The sequence below is a fragment of the Kordiimonas sp. genome (genome assembly GCF_048264555.1).
GTDB lineage: Bacteria > Pseudomonadota > Alphaproteobacteria > Sphingomonadales > Kordiimonadaceae > Kordiimonas.
This window is the reverse complement of record NZ_JBLXCX010000001.1, coordinates 516959-535000: the sequence shown is the minus strand read 5'-3', so window position 1 is coordinate 535000 and position 18042 is coordinate 516959. Positions and strand designations below refer to the sequence as shown.

At 56.0% G+C, this 18042-nt stretch carries 11 protein-coding genes; 5 read left to right on the top strand and 6 right to left on the bottom strand.

Going from position 1 to position 18042, the window contains the following annotated elements; all coding sequences use genetic code 11:
* Nucleotides 1–10 precede the first annotated feature (10 nt).
* Together ACN0XZ_RS02565 and ACN0XZ_RS02560 are read left to right on the top strand one after the other, a co-directional pair.
* Complete coding sequence (locus tag ACN0XZ_RS02565) at nucleotides 11–226, top strand: hypothetical protein (RefSeq protein ID WP_417456144.1); 216 nt, start codon at nucleotides 11–13, stop codon at nucleotides 224–226.
* Nucleotides 223–2721, top strand: a complete 2499-nt coding sequence (locus ACN0XZ_RS02560) for an AAA family ATPase (protein WP_417456143.1) — start codon at nucleotides 223–225, stop codon at nucleotides 2719–2721. Before ACN0XZ_RS02565 ends, ACN0XZ_RS02560 begins: the two co-directional genes overlap by 4 nt.
* A gap of 876 nt (nucleotides 2722–3597) precedes the next feature.
* On the opposite strand, the gene ACN0XZ_RS02555 is transcribed toward ACN0XZ_RS02560, so the two are convergent.
* Nucleotides 3598–4818, bottom strand: a complete 1221-nt coding sequence (locus tag ACN0XZ_RS02555) for a tyrosine-type recombinase/integrase (protein ID WP_417456142.1) — start codon at nucleotides 4816–4818, stop codon at nucleotides 3598–3600.
* 385 nt (nucleotides 4819–5203) lie between these two features.
* Here ACN0XZ_RS02555 and ACN0XZ_RS02550 point away from each other — a divergent pair, with 385 nt between their 5' ends.
* Together ACN0XZ_RS02550 and pbpC are read left to right on the top strand one after the other, a co-directional pair.
* On the top strand, nucleotides 5204–10444 hold the full coding sequence (locus tag ACN0XZ_RS02550) for an alpha-2-macroglobulin family protein (protein WP_417456141.1): 5241 nt from the start codon (nucleotides 5204–5206) through the stop codon (nucleotides 10442–10444).
* On the top strand, nucleotides 10444–12600 hold the full coding sequence (gene pbpC, locus ACN0XZ_RS02545) for a penicillin-binding protein 1C (RefSeq protein ID WP_417456140.1): 2157 nt from the start codon (nucleotides 10444–10446) through the stop codon (nucleotides 12598–12600). The genes ACN0XZ_RS02550 and pbpC overlap by 1 nt, the downstream gene beginning before the upstream one ends.
* Before the next feature lie 11 nt (nucleotides 12601–12611).
* On the opposite strand, the gene ACN0XZ_RS02540 is transcribed toward pbpC, so the two are convergent.
* The 5 genes from ACN0XZ_RS02540 to ACN0XZ_RS02520 form a co-directional block, all read right to left on the bottom strand.
* Entirely contained in the window at nucleotides 12612–14126 is a 1515-nt protein-coding gene (locus tag ACN0XZ_RS02540) for an SUMF1/EgtB/PvdO family nonheme iron enzyme (RefSeq protein WP_417456139.1), read from the bottom strand.
* Nucleotides 14127–14232: 106 nt separating this feature from the next.
* Complete coding sequence (alc, locus tag ACN0XZ_RS02535; protein ID WP_417456138.1) at nucleotides 14233–15222, bottom strand: allantoicase; 990 nt, start codon at nucleotides 15220–15222, stop codon at nucleotides 14233–14235.
* A 17-nt stretch (nucleotides 15223–15239) separates the two neighbouring features.
* Nucleotides 15240–15761: a 2-oxo-4-hydroxy-4-carboxy-5-ureidoimidazoline decarboxylase gene (gene uraD / locus ACN0XZ_RS02530; RefSeq protein WP_417456137.1), complete on the bottom strand. Its 522-nt coding sequence runs from the start codon at nucleotides 15759–15761 to the stop codon at nucleotides 15240–15242.
* Nucleotides 15758–16681: an allantoinase PuuE gene (puuE, locus tag ACN0XZ_RS02525; RefSeq protein ID WP_417456136.1), complete on the bottom strand. Its 924-nt coding sequence runs from the start codon at nucleotides 16679–16681 to the stop codon at nucleotides 15758–15760. Before puuE ends, uraD begins: the two co-directional genes overlap by 4 nt.
* A 33-nt stretch (nucleotides 16682–16714) precedes the next feature.
* Entirely contained in the window at nucleotides 16715–17452 is a 738-nt protein-coding gene (locus tag ACN0XZ_RS02520; protein ID WP_417456135.1) for a GntR family transcriptional regulator, read from the bottom strand.
* Nucleotides 17453–17677: 225 nt separating this feature from the next.
* On the opposite strand from ACN0XZ_RS02520, the gene uraH reads away from it, so the two are divergent.
* Nucleotides 17678–18034 carry a hydroxyisourate hydrolase gene (gene uraH, locus ACN0XZ_RS02515; protein ID WP_417456134.1) on the top strand — a complete coding sequence of 119 codons (357 nt, stop codon included), beginning with the start codon at nucleotides 17678–17680 and terminating at the stop codon, nucleotides 18032–18034.
* Nucleotides 18035–18042: the final 8 nt, after the last annotated feature.

Genomic DNA, 18042 nt, shown 5'->3' with positions numbered 1-18042 from the left:
GGAGGGAAGTATGAACTTCGATCCAACATTATCATTCTCGGATAACCTTACTCGCTTTCGGGCGGAAGCGGAGCGGATTGATGCGGACTGTGCGCGCATCCTTTTCGACAATCTGGCGCTGCTGGCGCGCGACGGCGACGCGACTCGTATCCGTCAGGCCGTTCAGGAGTTTAACCGAGCTGTCCTAGCTGCGCTCGATGACTTGCCAGAAGGACCTGAGGCATGAGCCGGTATTTTCTCGCGTCCGCCGCGATTGAGGGATTTCGTGGCATCAATAACGATGGCGACCCGCTCGTGCTGAAATTCAAGCATGATGCTGTCAATTCCGTCCACGCCCCCAATGGTGTCGGCAAAAGTTCGATTTTCGAAGCGTTACATTTCGCCTTGCATGACACAGTTCCTCGCTTGGAGGGAATGCAGGACGCCGAACAGGGCGGCAGCTACATCGTCAACAAGTTCCATCCAGCACAACAAGCGACAGTCGCCCTTGTTTTTAAGAGCGATGATGGCACACCCGATGTGTCAATCACCGTCACCCGGACGGCAGCGGGCGGCAGGGTTGTGACATCGCCTTCCGGCCATGCCGATCCAGACAGCTTCCTCGCCGATCTTTGCGAGGATTTTGTGCTGATAGATTACCCTCGGTTCGCATCCCTCGTGGACTGCTCGGCGCTGGAGCGTGGGCGCTCCTTCGCCTCGTTGGTTGGCATGAGCCGGTATTCCCAGCTCAGGCAGGCGCTCGATGGAGCCAAGAACACCCGGAACATCAACAGTGATCTTGGATTGTCTACGCTCGACACCGAAGTCACTACCGAAAACCGAGCATTAAGGGCCATTGAACAGCGCATTCTCGCCGCACATCAGGAAGTAACAGGCCTGGCGAGTGGCCAGATGACGGATACCGTCGCGTTGAAAGCGCAGGTGACTGCGGGATTGGCAGGCATCGCTCTCTTCGCGCCGTTGCTCGCTAGCACCTCAGTGATGGACCTCGACTTTGACGCCGCTGAAAAAATTGTCGATCAAGAAGAAGGTGGTGCGGCACGGAAGTCTCTCGACACCCTCAACAACGCCGTAACTGCCCTCGACGCTTTGCAGGTCTCGGCGGCGGAAATTTCTGAGATTGAGTCGCTGGTAGCGGCAGCGAAGGCGCGCGATGAAGCGATGCGCAAAGTCGGTGCCGCCAGTCTGCATGCGCTGCTGAAAAGTGCTCTCGCAGTCGTGAACAGCGCGGACTGGCATAACCCAAAGGTCTGCCCAGTGTGCGAAAACGCAGGCGAGGTGTCGCTTCAAGATCAACTGAAAGCGAAGATCGCCCTCTATGATGAGGCGGAACAGTTTGATACCGAGCTGAAGCAGCAGGTGCAGAGCTCGGGGTGCATTAGCAAGCTCCGCCAGCTTGAAGAGCAAGCGCGTCTCAACATTGCGGATGCTGACCGTATTGCGTCGATCTTGACGTTGGCTGCACGTCAGTCGTCCGTTGCTACGGCAGATTTGGAAAAGGCTCAAGAGTCCCTAAAGGCGCTCGAAGCGAAACGGGTTGAGGTGCTTGCGGCGGTCAATGTCGAAATCGCGACGCTACAAGCCAATTTGCCGCCCTCGCTCGTTGCCGTCACCCGTACTCTCGGGCAGGCGAAGCAATTTCGCGACGAGATGAAGGAATACGAGAGAACCCTTCCAGCACTGGCAGCGAAGCGGACGAAGCTGGCAAAGCTTAACCGTTGGAAGACGTTTATCACGAATATGGCCCAACAGTTTGCAACTGCGGAAGGTGCGCTCGCCAATGTGCGTATCACAGATATTCAAGCCAGTTGTCAGGACCTTTTCGGGAATCTGGTGCGCGGTGGTCCCGATGTTCAGCCTACCTTGAACCGCGCGCAAAATACCGAGCAGGTGGACTTGAAACTAGCCGATTTCTTCGGCCTCCAAAACCAAAGCGCACGGGCGCTCCTGTCAGAAAGCTACCGCAACGCTGTTGCAGCTTCCATTTTCATGGCTGCGGCTACGCGGCACCAAGGCGTGCCACGCTTCATGGTGCTGGACGATGTGACTTCAAGTTTCGACGCCGGACATCAGTTCAGCCTGATGGATACGATTCGTACGAAACTACGCTTTGGAGCTCCGAATGGGCTGCCCGGCGGGCTTCAATTTATTATCCTTAGCCATGATACCAGCCTTGAGAAGTATTTCGACCGGCTTAACGGCACAAAGGAGTGGAATCACCAGAAGCTGCAAGGCATGCCGCCTCGCGGTCGACTAATGATCGCCGCACAACAGGCTGATCGCCTGAAAGCGCAGGCGCAACAATACCTTAATGCTGGACAAGTTGATGCTGGCGAGCCGATTGTACGCCAATATCTTGAATATAAGCTCGGCCAGATCATTTCTCGTTTGGAAATTCCGGTGCCGCCAGACTACGCCACACGTGGTGACAAGCGCACATTGTCCACCTACATAGACGCGATCACGGCAGCCGTTTCGCTCTATCAGGCTGCAGGGCGTTGCGTTCTCTCACCCCAACAAATCACCGATCTCCAGAACCATCACATGCCGTCAATCATGGCGAATTATGTCAGTCACTATGAGACAGGTGCAGGCAACCCTTTCAACGCCTATGCTTTGCTAGGCATTCTTCAAAGCGTGGACGCACTAGCCGATTGTTTCTGCATGACTGATCCTGTCACCAACCAGCGTAGGTACTATAAGCGGTTAGACAGGCAGTAGTCGGCCTCATATTTGGTTGACCTATGTTGCACTCAAACTTATACGAGTACTATGTACCGCCTTGGCCCATTCTGCGAGCAGAACAAGACAGCTTGACAATTTTGGGCGCAACCCATAAATTATCAGAAGCAATGGATAGTGAGGCTTCCATACGTGGTCGCCATTGCATGCCCACCTTAATGGTCTGAATACCACGGTAAGCGGCACTCATGCGGCAACAGCCATAAAAAGGCCCCTTTTATGGGGCCTTTTTATATTGGAAGCCGCTTTTTTTGGTGAAAAGACCGCCTGATCAAAGCATTTATCCTTTCACGCTTTCCAGTTCTGGAAAAATCCACGTACATCAGGTATGCGGTTTTGATGTTCATCTCCACATCGATACCCGCGCGCGATTTCGACGGGTGCAGATCATAATAAATCACGTATTTTTGTGCAGTTTTAAACGGCGCCTCACAAACCGCGAGATGATTTTTTTTGTTCTTATCTTCGGATATCCAGGACGGGACATTGTCGTCAATTAATGAAACTAGCAACGGCTGAAGACCTTTCGAGAGTTCATATCTGTCTGGACAAAACTCCCTCTCTTTGCCGCCTTCATCGGCAAAAAGGCTGTGTATCGGAGGGACTTGGGGTTCTATGGAAAAGACGTGGCTATGGAATCGTATGCGAACAGATATATTCTCCGTGGAGCCCGAGAAAGTAGCTAATCTCCTCGTAAACGGTTGTAAGTGATGCAAAGGATATCGGCGACCTAGAGAGGTAATGGGAGAAAAACCAGACTGATGTATAACCATTGTCGTCATCCACTACGAGTTCTCTAAGTATACCGATACTGCCAAAGAAAGTGATGTCACAACCATTAGTACAGTTTCAATTTTAAACTAGCATATTCACTGCATCATAGCCTTCTTTGGGGCTTAAGTGGGCGTATCGCAGGGTCATTTTGTAGTCTGAGTGCCCCAACAACTCTCGGATTGTATTGAGGTTCACGCCGGCCATCGCGAGGCGGGACGCAAAGTCGTGGCGCATGTCATGCCAGCGGAAATTATTGAGGCCCGCATCCTTCAAGAGTTTGGCCCATGACGAGCTCACATTGTCGAATTCGCCGCCAGTGCGACCGCCAAAGACCAAATTGCCGGTGTTGCGCTCCCACATTGTGCGCCATTGTCGCAGGGTTTCGACCGCCAACGCATTGAGCTGAACGTGCCGTGACTTTTTGCTTTTGGCGAACGCAGCCCGAACGGTGAGAAAGGGCGTGGTGTGGGTCAGATAGACATTGTCCCAGGTTAGGGTGAACAGCTCGTTCCGGCGCAGGCCGGTATTGAGCGATAGAATGATCATTGGCTTCAAATGGTCGGTGAAGGGATACCGCCGAAAGTCCGGGTACTCATTGTGCTTGCGCTCGCGGCGCCACTGGTTGTAGCGGTCCCGCTCTTCAATCCGGCGCTGTTCCCGTGCGTCAAGGGCCGCAAACAGCCGCTCGCGCTCATCGTCCTGAAGGTATCGGGGTGGGGTTACATCCTCGACCCGTAGCCTCTTGAGCTTGCCGAGCGGATTGGTGTCGAGAAAGCCCCACTCCTCTGCCCGGGACAATAACGCCCGCAAGGCGCCCGTATCCCGGTTTACCGTTGTCGCCGTCACACCCTGCTTGAGCCGTGCCGACCGAAACCGCTCCATGTCGAACACGCTGACCTTGGAAAGCTTAGTGCCTAGATGTGCCTTGAAGGCCACCCTGATCCTTTTCACTACGGCCTCGCCAGACCGCAGGTGCGATGTCGCCCAAGGCTCATAGTAGCCGTCGATAAATTCTTCGATGGTCAGCTCTTCTCGCTGCTTGCGCTTTTCAGCGCTGGGGTCCACACCCTCATAGACCTCTTTCATGATGTCGCGCACCCGGTCATGGGCCTCGGTCAGCGACAGGTGGTCGGCCCTGCCGAGCTTGAGGCGCCTGTTGCGGTCATACTCGCAATAGAAAGTCATTGCGCCGGAGGGCTGGACGCGGACAATCAAACCCTTCATTCTGGTGCATCGAATGTCGAAGGGCGTGGCTTTCGGTTTGGTCGTGTCGAGGAGCTTTCTGGTTATCGAAGTTCTCATGGCGCGGTCCTAAAAAATAGCGCGCTGGAAGCGCAAAATGCTGTCTTTGCCTGACCAATGGTGGCTCCGACTGACACACCATGAATTCTAGTAACTATTTGATATAATTACAAAAATAGTGACATTCGGTGACATCGCAAGACAGGCGATGACACCCAAAAAGATGGCTCCGAAGGCAGAGGCCAGAGGTTCGAATCCTCTCGGGTGCGCCATTTTTCCCTAAATCAAAATTAGCCCTGTTCGTCACGGTGGTTGTAGTTGCGCCGCTATCTGTGGTGATTTGGTACCGCTTCGCGTAAAAAACGCCTCTCATCACAAAACTGTCCGAGTTTGACCATAATTCTGCGTCAAGTTACCCTCTGATCATCATCATATGGGGGATATCATGCGCAAGCACCTTGCCTTATTTCTGTTGTTTATTGTCTCTTCAACAGCTTTTGCGCAGGCGCCTTCGCCAGACCCCACCCCTCCAATACTCAGTTATGAAGCGGCTGCAGACCGCTTACTTGAGCGAGCCTTTGCTCTGAAAGCCCGGCTTGAAAAGCTGCAGGCGGATGCTCGCATTGAAGGGATGAGCCTTGAAGAAGTGTTGCGCCATCCGGCCCCCCCGGAGAATATCAGTGCGTTCCGTTCCCGGCACCAGAGCGAGCTTGAAATCGTGCTTGCACCGGAGGACGCTAAAGTATGGCTGATGGCCTCACAGCGCTTCCTCAAGGCCGACAGGCTGGAGGACAGCAGCGCCGCCGTGTCCCGCGCCTATAGCCTTGCGACCACAAACACAGCACGTGCTGCTGCTGTGGATGCGATGACGACCTTGGCGCTCGCGAATGATGAAACCGCTAAGGCGCGTGAACTTGCGGAATATGCACTTACACTTGAGGCCAGCCCTGAGCGCCAGAAACATCTGGACGCATTGATCGCGCGTTTAACGCTCAGGATCACGGACGTAGCGATGGACGTGGAGGCCCGCACGCCCCAAGCCTGTTTTGTCCTTTCTGAAGCCCTTCGTAAATCTCACGCGGGTAACGCAGCAGATTATGTGCGGCTTGAGGGACAGCGGGATATCGCCATTCGTGCATCCGGCAACCGGGTTTGCCTGTCCGGTCTGATGTTTGGTGAAACTTACACGGCGACCCTTCTTCAGGGCCTTGAGGGTGAAGAAGGCAGCAAGCTTTATAAAGATGAAAAACGGATCTTCACGGTGCCGGATAGGGAACCTCGCATTGCTGTTGGGTCCGGCACATATGTGCTGCCGCGGGTTGGGGATGAAACGGTGCCGCTTAAAACCGTCAACCTCTCCTCCGTCAATCTCAAGCTCTACCGTGTATCCGATAGGGGTTTGGTGCCCTTTCTGAACGCGGGCCTGCAGGACGATAATCTCTATGCCTGGGCGGAGGATAAACTGGGTGCAGAGATGGGGCGCGTTGTGTGGCAGGGTAGTGTTGCGGTTGAGAATACTCCCAACAAGGATGTCACCACGCTTATCCCTATCCGCGAAATGATTGAACGATCAGAACCCGGTATCTATGCGCTTGTAACCGCCCGGCCTGATGAAGATGAGACCTACCGCTACCGGTATAGCAGAAGCGCGCAGTGGCTTTTGATCTCCGATCTGGGTCTCACCACCCTTACAGGGGATGACGGCCTGCATGTGTTTGTGCATTCGCTTGAAAGCGCGAAGGCGCTTCGCTCTGTTACCCTCAAGCTGGTTGCGCGGGATAACAGTATATTGCAGTCAGCAAAGACTGGGCGCGACGGGAGTGTGAGTTTCAAGGCTGCCCTTATGCGCGGTGAAGGTGGCGCGAGCCCGGCCGCCATTGTGGCTGAGACAGACAAGGGCGATTACGCCTTCCTCAGCCTGACCGGCCCGGCACTGGATCTAAGTGATCGCGGCGCAAGCGGCAGGCAAAGCACAGGGCCACTTGACGGTTTCCTCTTCTCAGAGCGTGGTATCTACCGCCCGGGTGAAGTGGTGCATTTATCTGCAATGCTGCGCGATGCACAGGCGCGCGCCGTGCCCTCGCTTCCGCTTACCATGGTGGTCTATCGCCCGGACGGTGTAGAGGCAAAGAAGGTACCCCTTACCGGTGACGCGCTTGGGGGGTATGATTACGACTATCAGCTAACACCCGGTGCCCGTACGGGCCTGTGGCGGGCGGCTCTTCATGCTGATGATGAGACAAAAACCATCGCAAACTACCGCTTCCGGGTGGAAGATTTTGTCCCTGAACGGCTGTCCGCCAAGCTGGAAACCACAGCTGATGTTGTTAGCCAAGGTGAGCAGTTGGACGCGATTGTGCAGGCGGATCTCCTCTATGGAGCCCCCGCGGCGGACCTAAGCGGTTCACTCAGCATAACACTGCAAGCCGATGACACGCCGTTTGACGATTATGACGACTATCGTTTTGGCCTTGTGAGTGATGATTTTACGTCCAAACAGGCGGGGCGGCAGTCATTTGTTACCGATGCAAAAGGGGCGGCGCGCGTTGCAGTTTCGCTGGACAGCCTGCCTGATACCACCCGGCCATTGCGGGCGTTCCTGAATGCTGAAATTGTTGATGTTGGCGGCCGGCCAGTAAGCCAAAACACCATGGTGCAGGTGAAAACAAACCCTGTGCTCCTTGGGCTCAAGGCCGACAATCATGGTGGTTTTCAGGACGGTGAGACCGCGAAACTTGATGTGATCGCTTTGTCTGATAGTGGTGATACGCTGGCGGGCCATAAGGTGCGCGCGGTTTGGGTGCGGGAGCATCACCAATATAACTGGTATCGCCTTCACGGTGACTGGCGTTTCCGCACCACAAGCTATGATGAAGTTCTAGGTGAGGAGGTGTTTGAAACGGGTGAGGATGGAAGCCTCGAGCTTGAGCGTTTGCTGCCATCAGGGCGGTATCGTCTCGATGTTTTTGAGGAAGACGGCAATGCTGCCACCAGCATGCACATCACCGTTGGCTGGTGGAGCCAGGGTTCATCGCCCACCGTGCCAGATGGGCTCGAACTAACGCTCGACAATGCCGCGCTTGAGGCAGGTGACCGGCTGCAAGGTTTTGTGAAAGCGCCGTTTGAAGGCCGGGCCATCATCGCTGTGGTGAATGACCGCTTGATCACCCATAAAACCATTGACCTTGGCGAGGATGGCGGCACGTTTGAGTTCAAGGTGGAAGCGGACTGGGGGCCCAGCGCATATGTGCTTGCGACGGCACTCCGGCCCGAGGCTGGCGCCTTCTCCAAACTGCCAGTACGCGCAACAGGGCTCGCGTGGTTTTCAGTTGACCGGGCTGCACGGGTTAATGCCCTTGAGATTAACGCGCCCGATGTTACCTTGCCGGGTAAACCAGTTGAGCTCCCTATCAAAGTGAAGGGTGGTATGCCAGGCGAGCGCATGAAGGTGATCATCGCCGCGGTTGATGAGGGTATCCTCAATATCACGCGCTTCAAATCACCAAACCCGGATGACTATTATTTCGCCAAACGCGGTTTCGCGATGGACGTTCGGGACCTTTACGGTCGTCTCATCCGTACTGAAGAAGGCAACCGGGGTGTGCTGCGCTCAGGCGGTGACGGCCTCGTGGTAACCGGCATGCGGGCGCTGATTTCGGAAGCTGATGAGGCTGACAATCTTTTTGCCGCCCTCCGGCGCACGACAAAAACCGTGGCGCTAATCAAGCGGGATGTTGAGCTGGATGAAACCGGCACCGCAGTTGTGCGTTTCGACATGCCTGATTTTGCGGGCCGCTTGCGCCTGATGGCGGTAGCTTATGGACTCAATCAGGTTGGTTTGGGTGAAGCGGCAATGAAGGTGCGAACCCCAGTGGTGGCGGAACTGATCCTGCCGCGTTTTCTGGCGCCGGGCGATAAGGCGCAGGCAACCCTTAGCGTGCAAAACCTCTCGGGTGGCGAGGTTAGCATCACAAGCGCTTTGCAGGTGGAGGGTGACGCTGTTGCGCTCTCCGGTGCACCGGCAACATTTAACCTCGCGGATGGTCTCCGTCGTGATTTCCCCATTACCCTTGAAGGGCAAACACCGGGCGATGCGGCCTTGTCTCTCGCGCTGTCTGGTAACGGCTTTGAGGATATCAACCGGAACTGGGAAATTTCCGTTCGAGCCGCGTGGCCTTATGTCACGTCACGAGAGAACAAGGCGGTTGCTCCGGGGGACACTGTAACCATTTCGCCAAGCGATATGGGTGAGTTTTTCAAGCTGACGGCACGCCAGAATGTCACGCTCGCGTCCCGTCCAAATCTTGCTGCCGACCGGTTGATGAGGTCGCTTCACGACTATGCTTACCGGTGCAGCGAGCAGACGGCATCGAGAGCCTTCCCGGCCCTCTATTATGATGAACTGGCAAAAATCTATGACCTGCCACTCTCAAAGAGTGATGCCCAAAGCATGGTTGAACGCGCCATCATTACGTTGACAGAGCGGCAACAAAGTGACGGTGGTTTTGGTGTCTGGCATGTTCATGGTGGCTCTAACGACTGGCTGGACGCCTATGTAACCGACTTCCTGTTGCGGGCAGGGCAGGCTGGCTACACGGTGCCGGATGCAATCCTCTCACTGTCGCTCGATCGCCTTCAGCGCATGGTCAGAAATCGCGGTCGTGGGCACCTGGAAGCAACAGCCTATTCTCTATACGTCTTGGCCCGTGTTGGCGATGTTGCAGCAAGTGAAGTGCGTTATTTTGCCGATCAGTTCGCGTCAAAACTAAGGTCACCTCTTGCGGTCGCGCATGTTGCCGCAAGCCTCCGTCTTGTGGGCGAAGAAGGTCGTGCGGATCAGTTTTTCAAACAGGCGAGCCGTATGCCGAGGGCGGAGCATTATTACTCCGACTACGGCACACCTGAGCGGGACCGGGCAGCCATTGCCGCGCTGATTGCGGAAGTGGCAAAAACCGCAACCAACATGGCAGCACTCGCCGACCAGCTTGAGCGGGATGTGGCAGAAAAAGGTTGGCTCAGCACCCAGGAGATGGCCTGGATATCACGCGCTGCTGCTGCTTTTAGTGGCCCGGGTGAAACCCAGTTACGTGCAAGCGTGGGCGGCGTGGCAGTGAGCGCAGTATCAGGCTTATGGACCGGAGAGATCGGCAAGGATGTGCCGCCTGGTGAGATCAGCATCACCAACGACGGCGCTACAGAGCTCAGGCTTATTCGTGCGATCCGCGGTGTGCCCACCAAGGCACCGGACGCCGTATCAAACGGCTTCGAGATTGCCCGAAACTATTTCGATATGAGCGGGAAGCCCGTGGACCCCAAAGCTGCGAAACGCAACGACCGCATGGTTGTGCTGATTGAGGGTCGCGCGACGGTTAACGCAGTGCGCGATAGCTTGATTGTGGACATGTTGCCCGCAGGATTTGAGATTGAAACCACGGAGGTAGACTCGCTCGATTTTCTGCCAACGCTCTCGAGCACTGATTTTAGCGATGCGCGAGACGACAGGTTTGTGGCGGCGGTACAGCTCGGTGAACGCACCGGCTGGCGCAAGTCCCGTTTCCGTGTTGCCTATATCGTCAGGGCCATAACGCCGGGTGAGTTTGTGCTGCCAGGCACATTTGTGGAAGACATGTACCAGCCCCAGTACCACGCCCAGGGCGAAGCGACCCGGATGGAGGTTCGCCCCTGATGCCATGGCACTATAACGGAAGCGGGCGTTGGCCTGCGGCGTGCCTGGCGGGGTTTGTGCTGGGGTGCGTTGCTTTGCTCGCAGTGCTGGATGAGCTGAACCCGCCGGATATGACACGGTTCGAAACCCGGTCGCTTGAGGTGCGGGCGAGTGGCGGTGAACTGCTGCGCGTATTTCCGGTTGAAGATGGCAGGCTTCGCCAGCAGGTAAGCCTTGACGAGGTTGACCCGCTTTTTATCGCCATGTTGTTGGCGTTTGAGGACAAACGCTTCTACCACCATGGCGGTGTGGATGGCAGGGCTCTTGCGCGGGCAATGTATCAGGCCGTGACAAGCGGTGAGGTTGTCTCGGGTGCGTCGACGCTCACCATGCAGGTGGCTAAACTTCTGGAGCCTCGCTCACGAACTGTGGGTGCAAAAATTATTGAGATGTTTCGTGCGTGGCAACTCGAGGGGCGCTTCAGTAAAAAACAGATACTGGAGATGTATCTCACGCTTGCCCCTTATGGGGGTAACCTTGAGGGCATCAAAGCCGCAAGCAGTGCGTATTTTGGGCATGACACCAAGCATATGACCCCGGAAGAGGCGGCGCTTCTTGTAGCGCTGCCTCAATCTCCTACCCGGTTGAGACCGGACCGTCACAGCGCGGATGCCCGCCGCGCGCGGGATAAGGTGCTCAAGCGCGTTGCCCCTCTCGTTGGCCTTGATCCGCATCTGGCCAAGCTGGCCGCAGATGTGCCCGTGGCGTCCGTTCGGCATGTGCCGGATATTGTGGCGGCGCACGCAGCAAGCCGGCTGCGTTTTGCGCGTTCAAATACAGACATGGTTTTACATACAACGCTTGATTTCGTCCTTCAGAAGCGCCTCGAGCGCCTTGCGCTTTCAGGTGCGCGAGGTGTTCATGAGCAGGCGAGCGCCGCTATACTCGTGGTGGATAATAAAACGCGCACCATCAAGGCCTACGTGGGGTCTGCGGGTATCGGGGAAGGGCGGCGCCTCGGGTATGTGGATATGGTTCGGGCTGTGCGGTCGCCGGGCTCAACGCTCAAACCATTCATCTACGGTATGGCCTTTGACGAAGGTTTGGCGGCACCTGAAACCCGGCTTCGTGATGAACCCAGAAACTTTGGCGGTTACACACCCAATAATTTCATGGATCGGCACTATGGTGAGGTCAGCATCGCAGAAGCGTTGGCGCTATCCCTGAATGTGCCAGCCGTTGCCGTGCTTGACCGATTAGGCCCCGTTAATTTTGCGCAAAGGCTGCGGGACCAAAAGATACCCCTCGTTTTGCCCGGTGCGGAGAAAGCAGGTCTTGCGATCGCGCTCGGCGGTTTGGGCATGACCCTTGAGGACCTCACCGCCATGTATGCAGCACTTGCGGATGACGGTGTTGTTCGTCCACTCAAGTTGCAGCAGGCGGGTGCTGAAGATCATTTGCCTGACCATGCCTTGATGCGCCCGCCCGCACGCTTTGCTGTTGCGCGTATTTTGGCAAACATCTCTCCGCCCGAGGGCAGGCTGGTGCCGAACAGCGCCACCCAGCGCCAAATCGCTTACAAGACAGGCACCAGCTATGGCTTCCGGGATGCATGGGCCATTGGTTTTGATGGGGACCATACAGTCGGTGTTTGGCTCGGGCGGGCTGACGGCACACCTATACCCGGCCACTTTGGTGCCGCAAGCGCCGCACCCTTGTTGTTTGACGTTTTTGACAATCTGGAAAAAGGCGGCCCCGCCCCGTGGGAGCAGGCGGCACAGACCGCTCAAGCGACATCAGCTTTTGAAACTCTGCCACCGGGGCTGAAATATTTTGATCGGGCGGAGCGCTTGATTGAAGTGGGCGCGCATGTCGCCAGTCTCAATATTACCTTCCCGGTGCCAGACAGTGTGTTGGAGATCACGGGCGAGACAACACCGCTTACATTGCTAGCGGAAGGCGGCAAGAGGCCATTGCAGTGGTTCGTTGACGGTGTGCCGGTGCAATCCGGTCGTTGGGCGCGAAATGCATCATACCAACTTAGAGGCGAAGGCTTTTACGGTGTAACGGTTGTGGATGCGCTCGGGCAGCGCTCAACCGCAAAAATCCGGGCAGTGCGCCCGCGCACTTCTGCGCCGGAGGGTAAGCTGGGTGTTTTGACACCAGTTGCAGATTAGCTGGCCGCTGTTTACGGGCGGCAAATCAGGCGGAAGCCCACCGCTTTTGATCTTACATCAAAATCAAATGCCTCTCGTGCTTGTGCCGCAAACACCAAAGGCACGGTTGAATTTGTAGCCCCGCGCACCACGCCGGTTGTGCATTGATCATCAATGCTGCCACCACCAGCAAATTGGTCGCTCCAGCAATCGTCCGTCCATTCGGCGGCATTACCGAGCATATCGAAAAGCCCAAAACTGTTGGGGGAGAATTGCCCAACAGGGAAGGTGGCATCCGCGCCGGCCTTGTCGTCGCAGTCCGGGCAGGTCTGGCCAGCTTTTTCAAAAGCAGCACGGGGGGCAGAGACGAGGCTGTTCAAGCCGCGCGCCATATAGGCCCACTCCATCTCCGACGGCAGGCCCCATACACCAACACCGCCTGCTTCACGCCATTTTGCATTCAGCCAGCCGGTATATTCATCAATGTCTTGCCTGTTTACGTTGATGACAGGGCGATTTTTCCGGCCCCATCCTTCATCGCTAGGGTTCGTATTTGTGCAGGCGCCGTCCTCAACGCATTTGGCCCATTGATCAAAAGTCACCTCATAAACCATCGCGATGAAGGGTTGTGAGATTTCAAAAACACGGGGTACAGACCGCACGTCTTTTGAGGCAGGAGGGCGGTAGATGTAGGAGCCGGACGGAATGCGTACCGTTCTACCCGCCAGATCACGCTGCGGGGCTTTTTCTTTTGCGAGGGCGAGCGTGCGTCTGGCCTCGGCGCTGAAACTGCCACGCGGATATACAGCGAGGAAATTATTGATCGCGCGTTCTGAGCCGTCTGCCTTGGCAGCTGCGAAAGCCAGCGCTTCTTCCCGCTGGCTGGCTTGTTCCCAAAACACACCGCGCGGATAGTTGCTCAGATAACTGCGGTAACTTTCCGGGGTGTTTTGTTGACGGGCTTCCCGAAAGGCCGCGAGGTCTGCACTTTTATGCGCATCCTGCCGGTATTTGCCTTCGGGCCAGTAGTCCAGATATCGGCGATAGGATATCTCGACGTTCACTTCTTTCGCGCGGCGAAAGCTCATGAAGTCTGCAGCATCCACATTCTGGCTTGTGGGGTAGGCGTCCCGAAAGGCGGCGTAGGCAAAAATTGTGTGGGTCTTTTGCGCATACTCGAACGCGGCTTTTTCAGACGCTGCGAAGGCAGCGAGCGCTGCCGTGATAGCCTTTGCAAGGCGTCCCGCATCCTCCGGGAAATTACCGGCGCCTGCGAAGGTGTTGTGGCGATCGATCAGGGTTTTGGCGCGGGAATACTGGCCGCTGCCAAAAGCTGCGCGTGCGGCAAAATAATATAGATCCTGATCCTTGGGGCTGGCGTCCAGGAGCCTTGTGATGATCTGGTCTGCATAGCGGAAACGCCCCGCATCAAGGGCGCCCAACGCGTCGGAGAGGGTTTCGTTGCCGGTGGGCTCCGCCATATCTGCAGCCTCTGTCGCTGCAATGAGGAAAAAACTCAGGACCAGAACCATCAACCGCTGTGCCATCCGTTACGTCTCCCAAGATGAATACAGGCGCAGCTTAGTGGCAGATTGTGGCATTCCGCCAGCAAAAATGCAGCGGTAAATGTCTTTGGGTGAAAGGCGTTTCTGGCTAGCGATGAATTTTGCCAAACAGGCGCAACCTGCTGATCCCGCCGTCGGGGTATATATTGACCCGTATATGGCTGATAGGTCCCACGCCTGCGAGCGGTTTCAGGTGATGCTCGCTATCGGCGGAAAGCGGTTGTTTGTCGAGAAGCTCGGGCCAGAACTGGCTCTGGACCGGGAGGCTCGTATCCGTGCCGCCTTCTACGAGCGCGCCCTGAATAGAGATATGGCTCGGAAAGTTACCTTTGAAAAAGGCGGTGTCCACCAGGATGTCTTCAACGGTGCCGACGTGCCCGAGCGCGAGAATTGCCCAGTCGTTGCCGGGCTCGCGCCGCCTGCGTGTTTCCCAACCATCCCCCATGTTGAGGCCCTTGCCGGGCAGGGTAATGTTGGAGAGCACACCAAAATGTTCGTCATTGGCGATGATCGCGCGGCCGCCATTTTCCATAGCGAGCAGGTCAAGCACGTCATCTGCCCCCACGGTCGCCCAGTTTTTATCCATCACGCCGTATACACGGAGGCGCGCCACACCACCGTCCGGGTATATATTGAGCCTGAGGTGGGTCCAGGCCTGATCATTTTCCACGGCGATCACATGGTGGCTGTTGCCATTCAGGTTTGTTGCCGGGACAAGTTCCGTCCATTCCACAGTTGGATCTGGGATATCGCTATCCGCGGTGCAGCCATCAATACTGGCCGCAGGCGGGAAGTTACCGGTAAAATGGCTGGTGTCGATATCCACACCTTTCACGTAACCGGGGCCACCAAGGCGGATGATGGCATGATCATACCCTGTACCTCGTTTGCGGCGGCTTTCCCAACCGTCCATCCATTTGCCGTTATCGTCATATTTTCCGGGGATAAACACGGCGTCTGCCGGGTCGATCAGCCGGGCCTTGTCCGCAAAAAAATCATCGGTCGCAAAGGTGACCTTGGCGCCGATGCGGGGGTTGGCGAGGTTAACGAACTGACGGCTAAAACATGTGTCCGACATGGATTTTTCTTTCTGGCTTATAACGACAGATCAGCAAGGCGAAAGCCTGCGATCTTGTGAATTTGGTTGAGGGCAGTTTCAAACTCGCGGGCGCGGTCATTATTCAGGCGGGCCCGAAAAGCGGCAAGGATGCTGTGCCGGTCATGCCCTTTTACAGCAATGATGAAAGGGAAGCCGAACTTCTGCTTGTAGGCCTTGTTCAGCGTCTGGAATTCAGCAAACTCATCCGGTGTGCAGGCATCAAGGCCTGCGCCTTTTTGCTCGGACCGGGATTCAGATGTCAGGTCGCCTCGCACCGCAGCTTTCCCGGCAAGGTCGGGGTGCGCGCAAATGAGCCTGAGTTTTGATCCTTCCTCTGCATCCTCAACAGCGGCGCGCATGGCACCATGTAAGGCCTCAACCGTGTCGAGGTTGGTGCCGTCTTTTTTTTGCCAGGCAGCGTCTGCGATCCAGGGAGAATGCTCATAAATGCCGCCATAGGTGGCCATGAAGACATCCTTCTCTATCTGGCTTGGGCGGATTTTGAGGAGCGCGCTCATGTACATGCTTCCTCAAAAGGATGATGCTCTCGCCAGTGCCGGGCGATATCCACACGGCGGCAGAACCACACATGATCAAAGCTTTTGGCATAGTCGAAGAAGCGTTCAAGCGCCTGAATGCGCCCCGGCCGGCCAATGAGCCTGCAGTGTAGCCCAATGGACATCATCTTTGGCGTGTCTTCCCCTTCTGCATATAGGGCGTCGAAGCTGTCGCGCAGGTAGGTGAAAAACTGGTCGCCTGAGTTGAAGCCCTGTACGGACGCGAAGCGCATATCGTTTACATCCAGTGTGTAGGGGATCACTAGGTGCGGCGTGTTTTCCACGCGGGACCAGAAGGGCAGGTCGTCGGAATAATCGTCTGCGTCATAAAGGAAACCACCATGCTCGGCCACCAGTCGGCGCGTGTTTGGGCTGGTGCGGCCCGTATACCAGCCAAGTGGCGCCTCGCCGGTGACATCCTTGATGATGCGAACGGCCTCTTTTATATGCTCGCGCTCCACGTCTTCCGGCACATTCTGATAGTTGATCCACTTCAGGCCGTGGGAGCAGACCTCATGCCCTTTACCCACAAAAACCTTGCCCATCTCCGGGTAGCGTTTCAGCGCATCGGCAACGGCAAACACGGTGACGGGGATGTCGTATTTTTCAAAGAGCCGCAATAGCCGCCATACACCTGCCCGGCTGCCATACTCATAGATCGATTCCATGCTCATATGGCGGGCGCCTTCAATTGTTGGCGCATTCACGACCTCGGACAGGAAAGTCTCAGCCCCTGCATCACCGTGCAGCACGCAGTTCTCACCGCCCTCTTCATAGTTCATAACTACTTGCACAGCGATCCGGGCACCGCCCGGCCAGTTGGCATTGGGCACTTGGGCGCCATAGCCTTTCAGGTCACGTGGATAGTCGCTCATGCTCATGGCGGTTCTCTTGTTTCTCAGTCGAGGCGCTGGTCAGGATGCCTGAGCGCCATGGAATATCTGGTGCAGGTCTTGCCCGCTATCACGAGGGCTGAAGCTTAGGCCTGCTTCAATGGCCTCAAGGTGATGCAGCAGGACATTTGTGGCGGCCACACTGTCACGTGCTTCAAGTGCACACACGATCTGGCTATGGTCATCACCCTTGCAGCTTGGCGCACTGCGCCCGTGTCTGCCGTACAGCGTGATGATCAGTGAGGTGCGGAACACCAGTTGCTCAAGGAAATGATACATGGGCTCATTGCGGGCAATGCGCGCCACATGCAGATGAAACTCACCGGTTAACCTGATCCAGTGTGCGATATCCGCCCGGCGCAGGGCTTCTTCCTCCAAAGCAAGGTGTTGTCGAAGGTTTTCGATATCCGCTGCGGTACATTTCTCAACGGCTTTTTCCACAAGCGCTGCTTCAAGGGCACGCCGGGCTTCAAACACTTCCCGTGCTTCGCGAGGGCTCGGGGACGCTACGACCGCTCCCTTATTTTTCTGCAGCTCAATGATATTATCGCGGCTCAGCAGAAGGAAAGCACGGCGAACGGTGGTGCGGCCTGCACCGAACACACTGCACAGCGACTCTTCCGTTAGTTTTGTGCCGGGGGCGAGGCGCTGCTCAAGCACGCTGTCACGAATGCGGCGACAGATTTCATCTTCCGTCATTGCCGATCTTTTTGCCGACAGATTTTCCGTCTCGGTTGCCTGCTGGGCGCGCATGGTCATGGTCAACTCTGGTCGTTATTGGGCTCATGGTCGACAAACCTGGAATGTCAAAGTTTCTGGCTTTGAGTGGTTGGTGTGAGGTTGCCGGATTTAGCCGAATTGTCCCGCATCTGGATAAATTGTCAACAATTATATATCATTTATGTCGATGATATTCTTTACAAATCCTGATTAATCGGTCAATCTACACTCGACTATCCTCAAACCAATCTGCGAGGCGCAACGATGGGACGGCTAACCACCCACGTGCTGGACACTGCAAACGGGTGTCCGGGCGAAGGCATAAAAATAAAGCTCTATTTGCTTGGGGGTGACGGCAGTCGCTCCTTGATCAGAGATGCTGTCACCAATAGTGACGGGCGCACGGCCGAGCCACTTCTTGATGAGGCGGATTTCAAGGCGGGCCGGTATGAGCTTGAGTTTGCCGCGGGTGATTATTTCCAAAACCGTGGAGCCAAGCTGCCCGACCCCATGTTTCTGGATGTTGTGCCTATCCGGTTTGGTATCGCTGATGAGCACGCGCATTATCATGTGCCGCTCCTGATCTCCCCTTATGGGTACAGCACATACCGGGGGAGTTGAGTTGATGC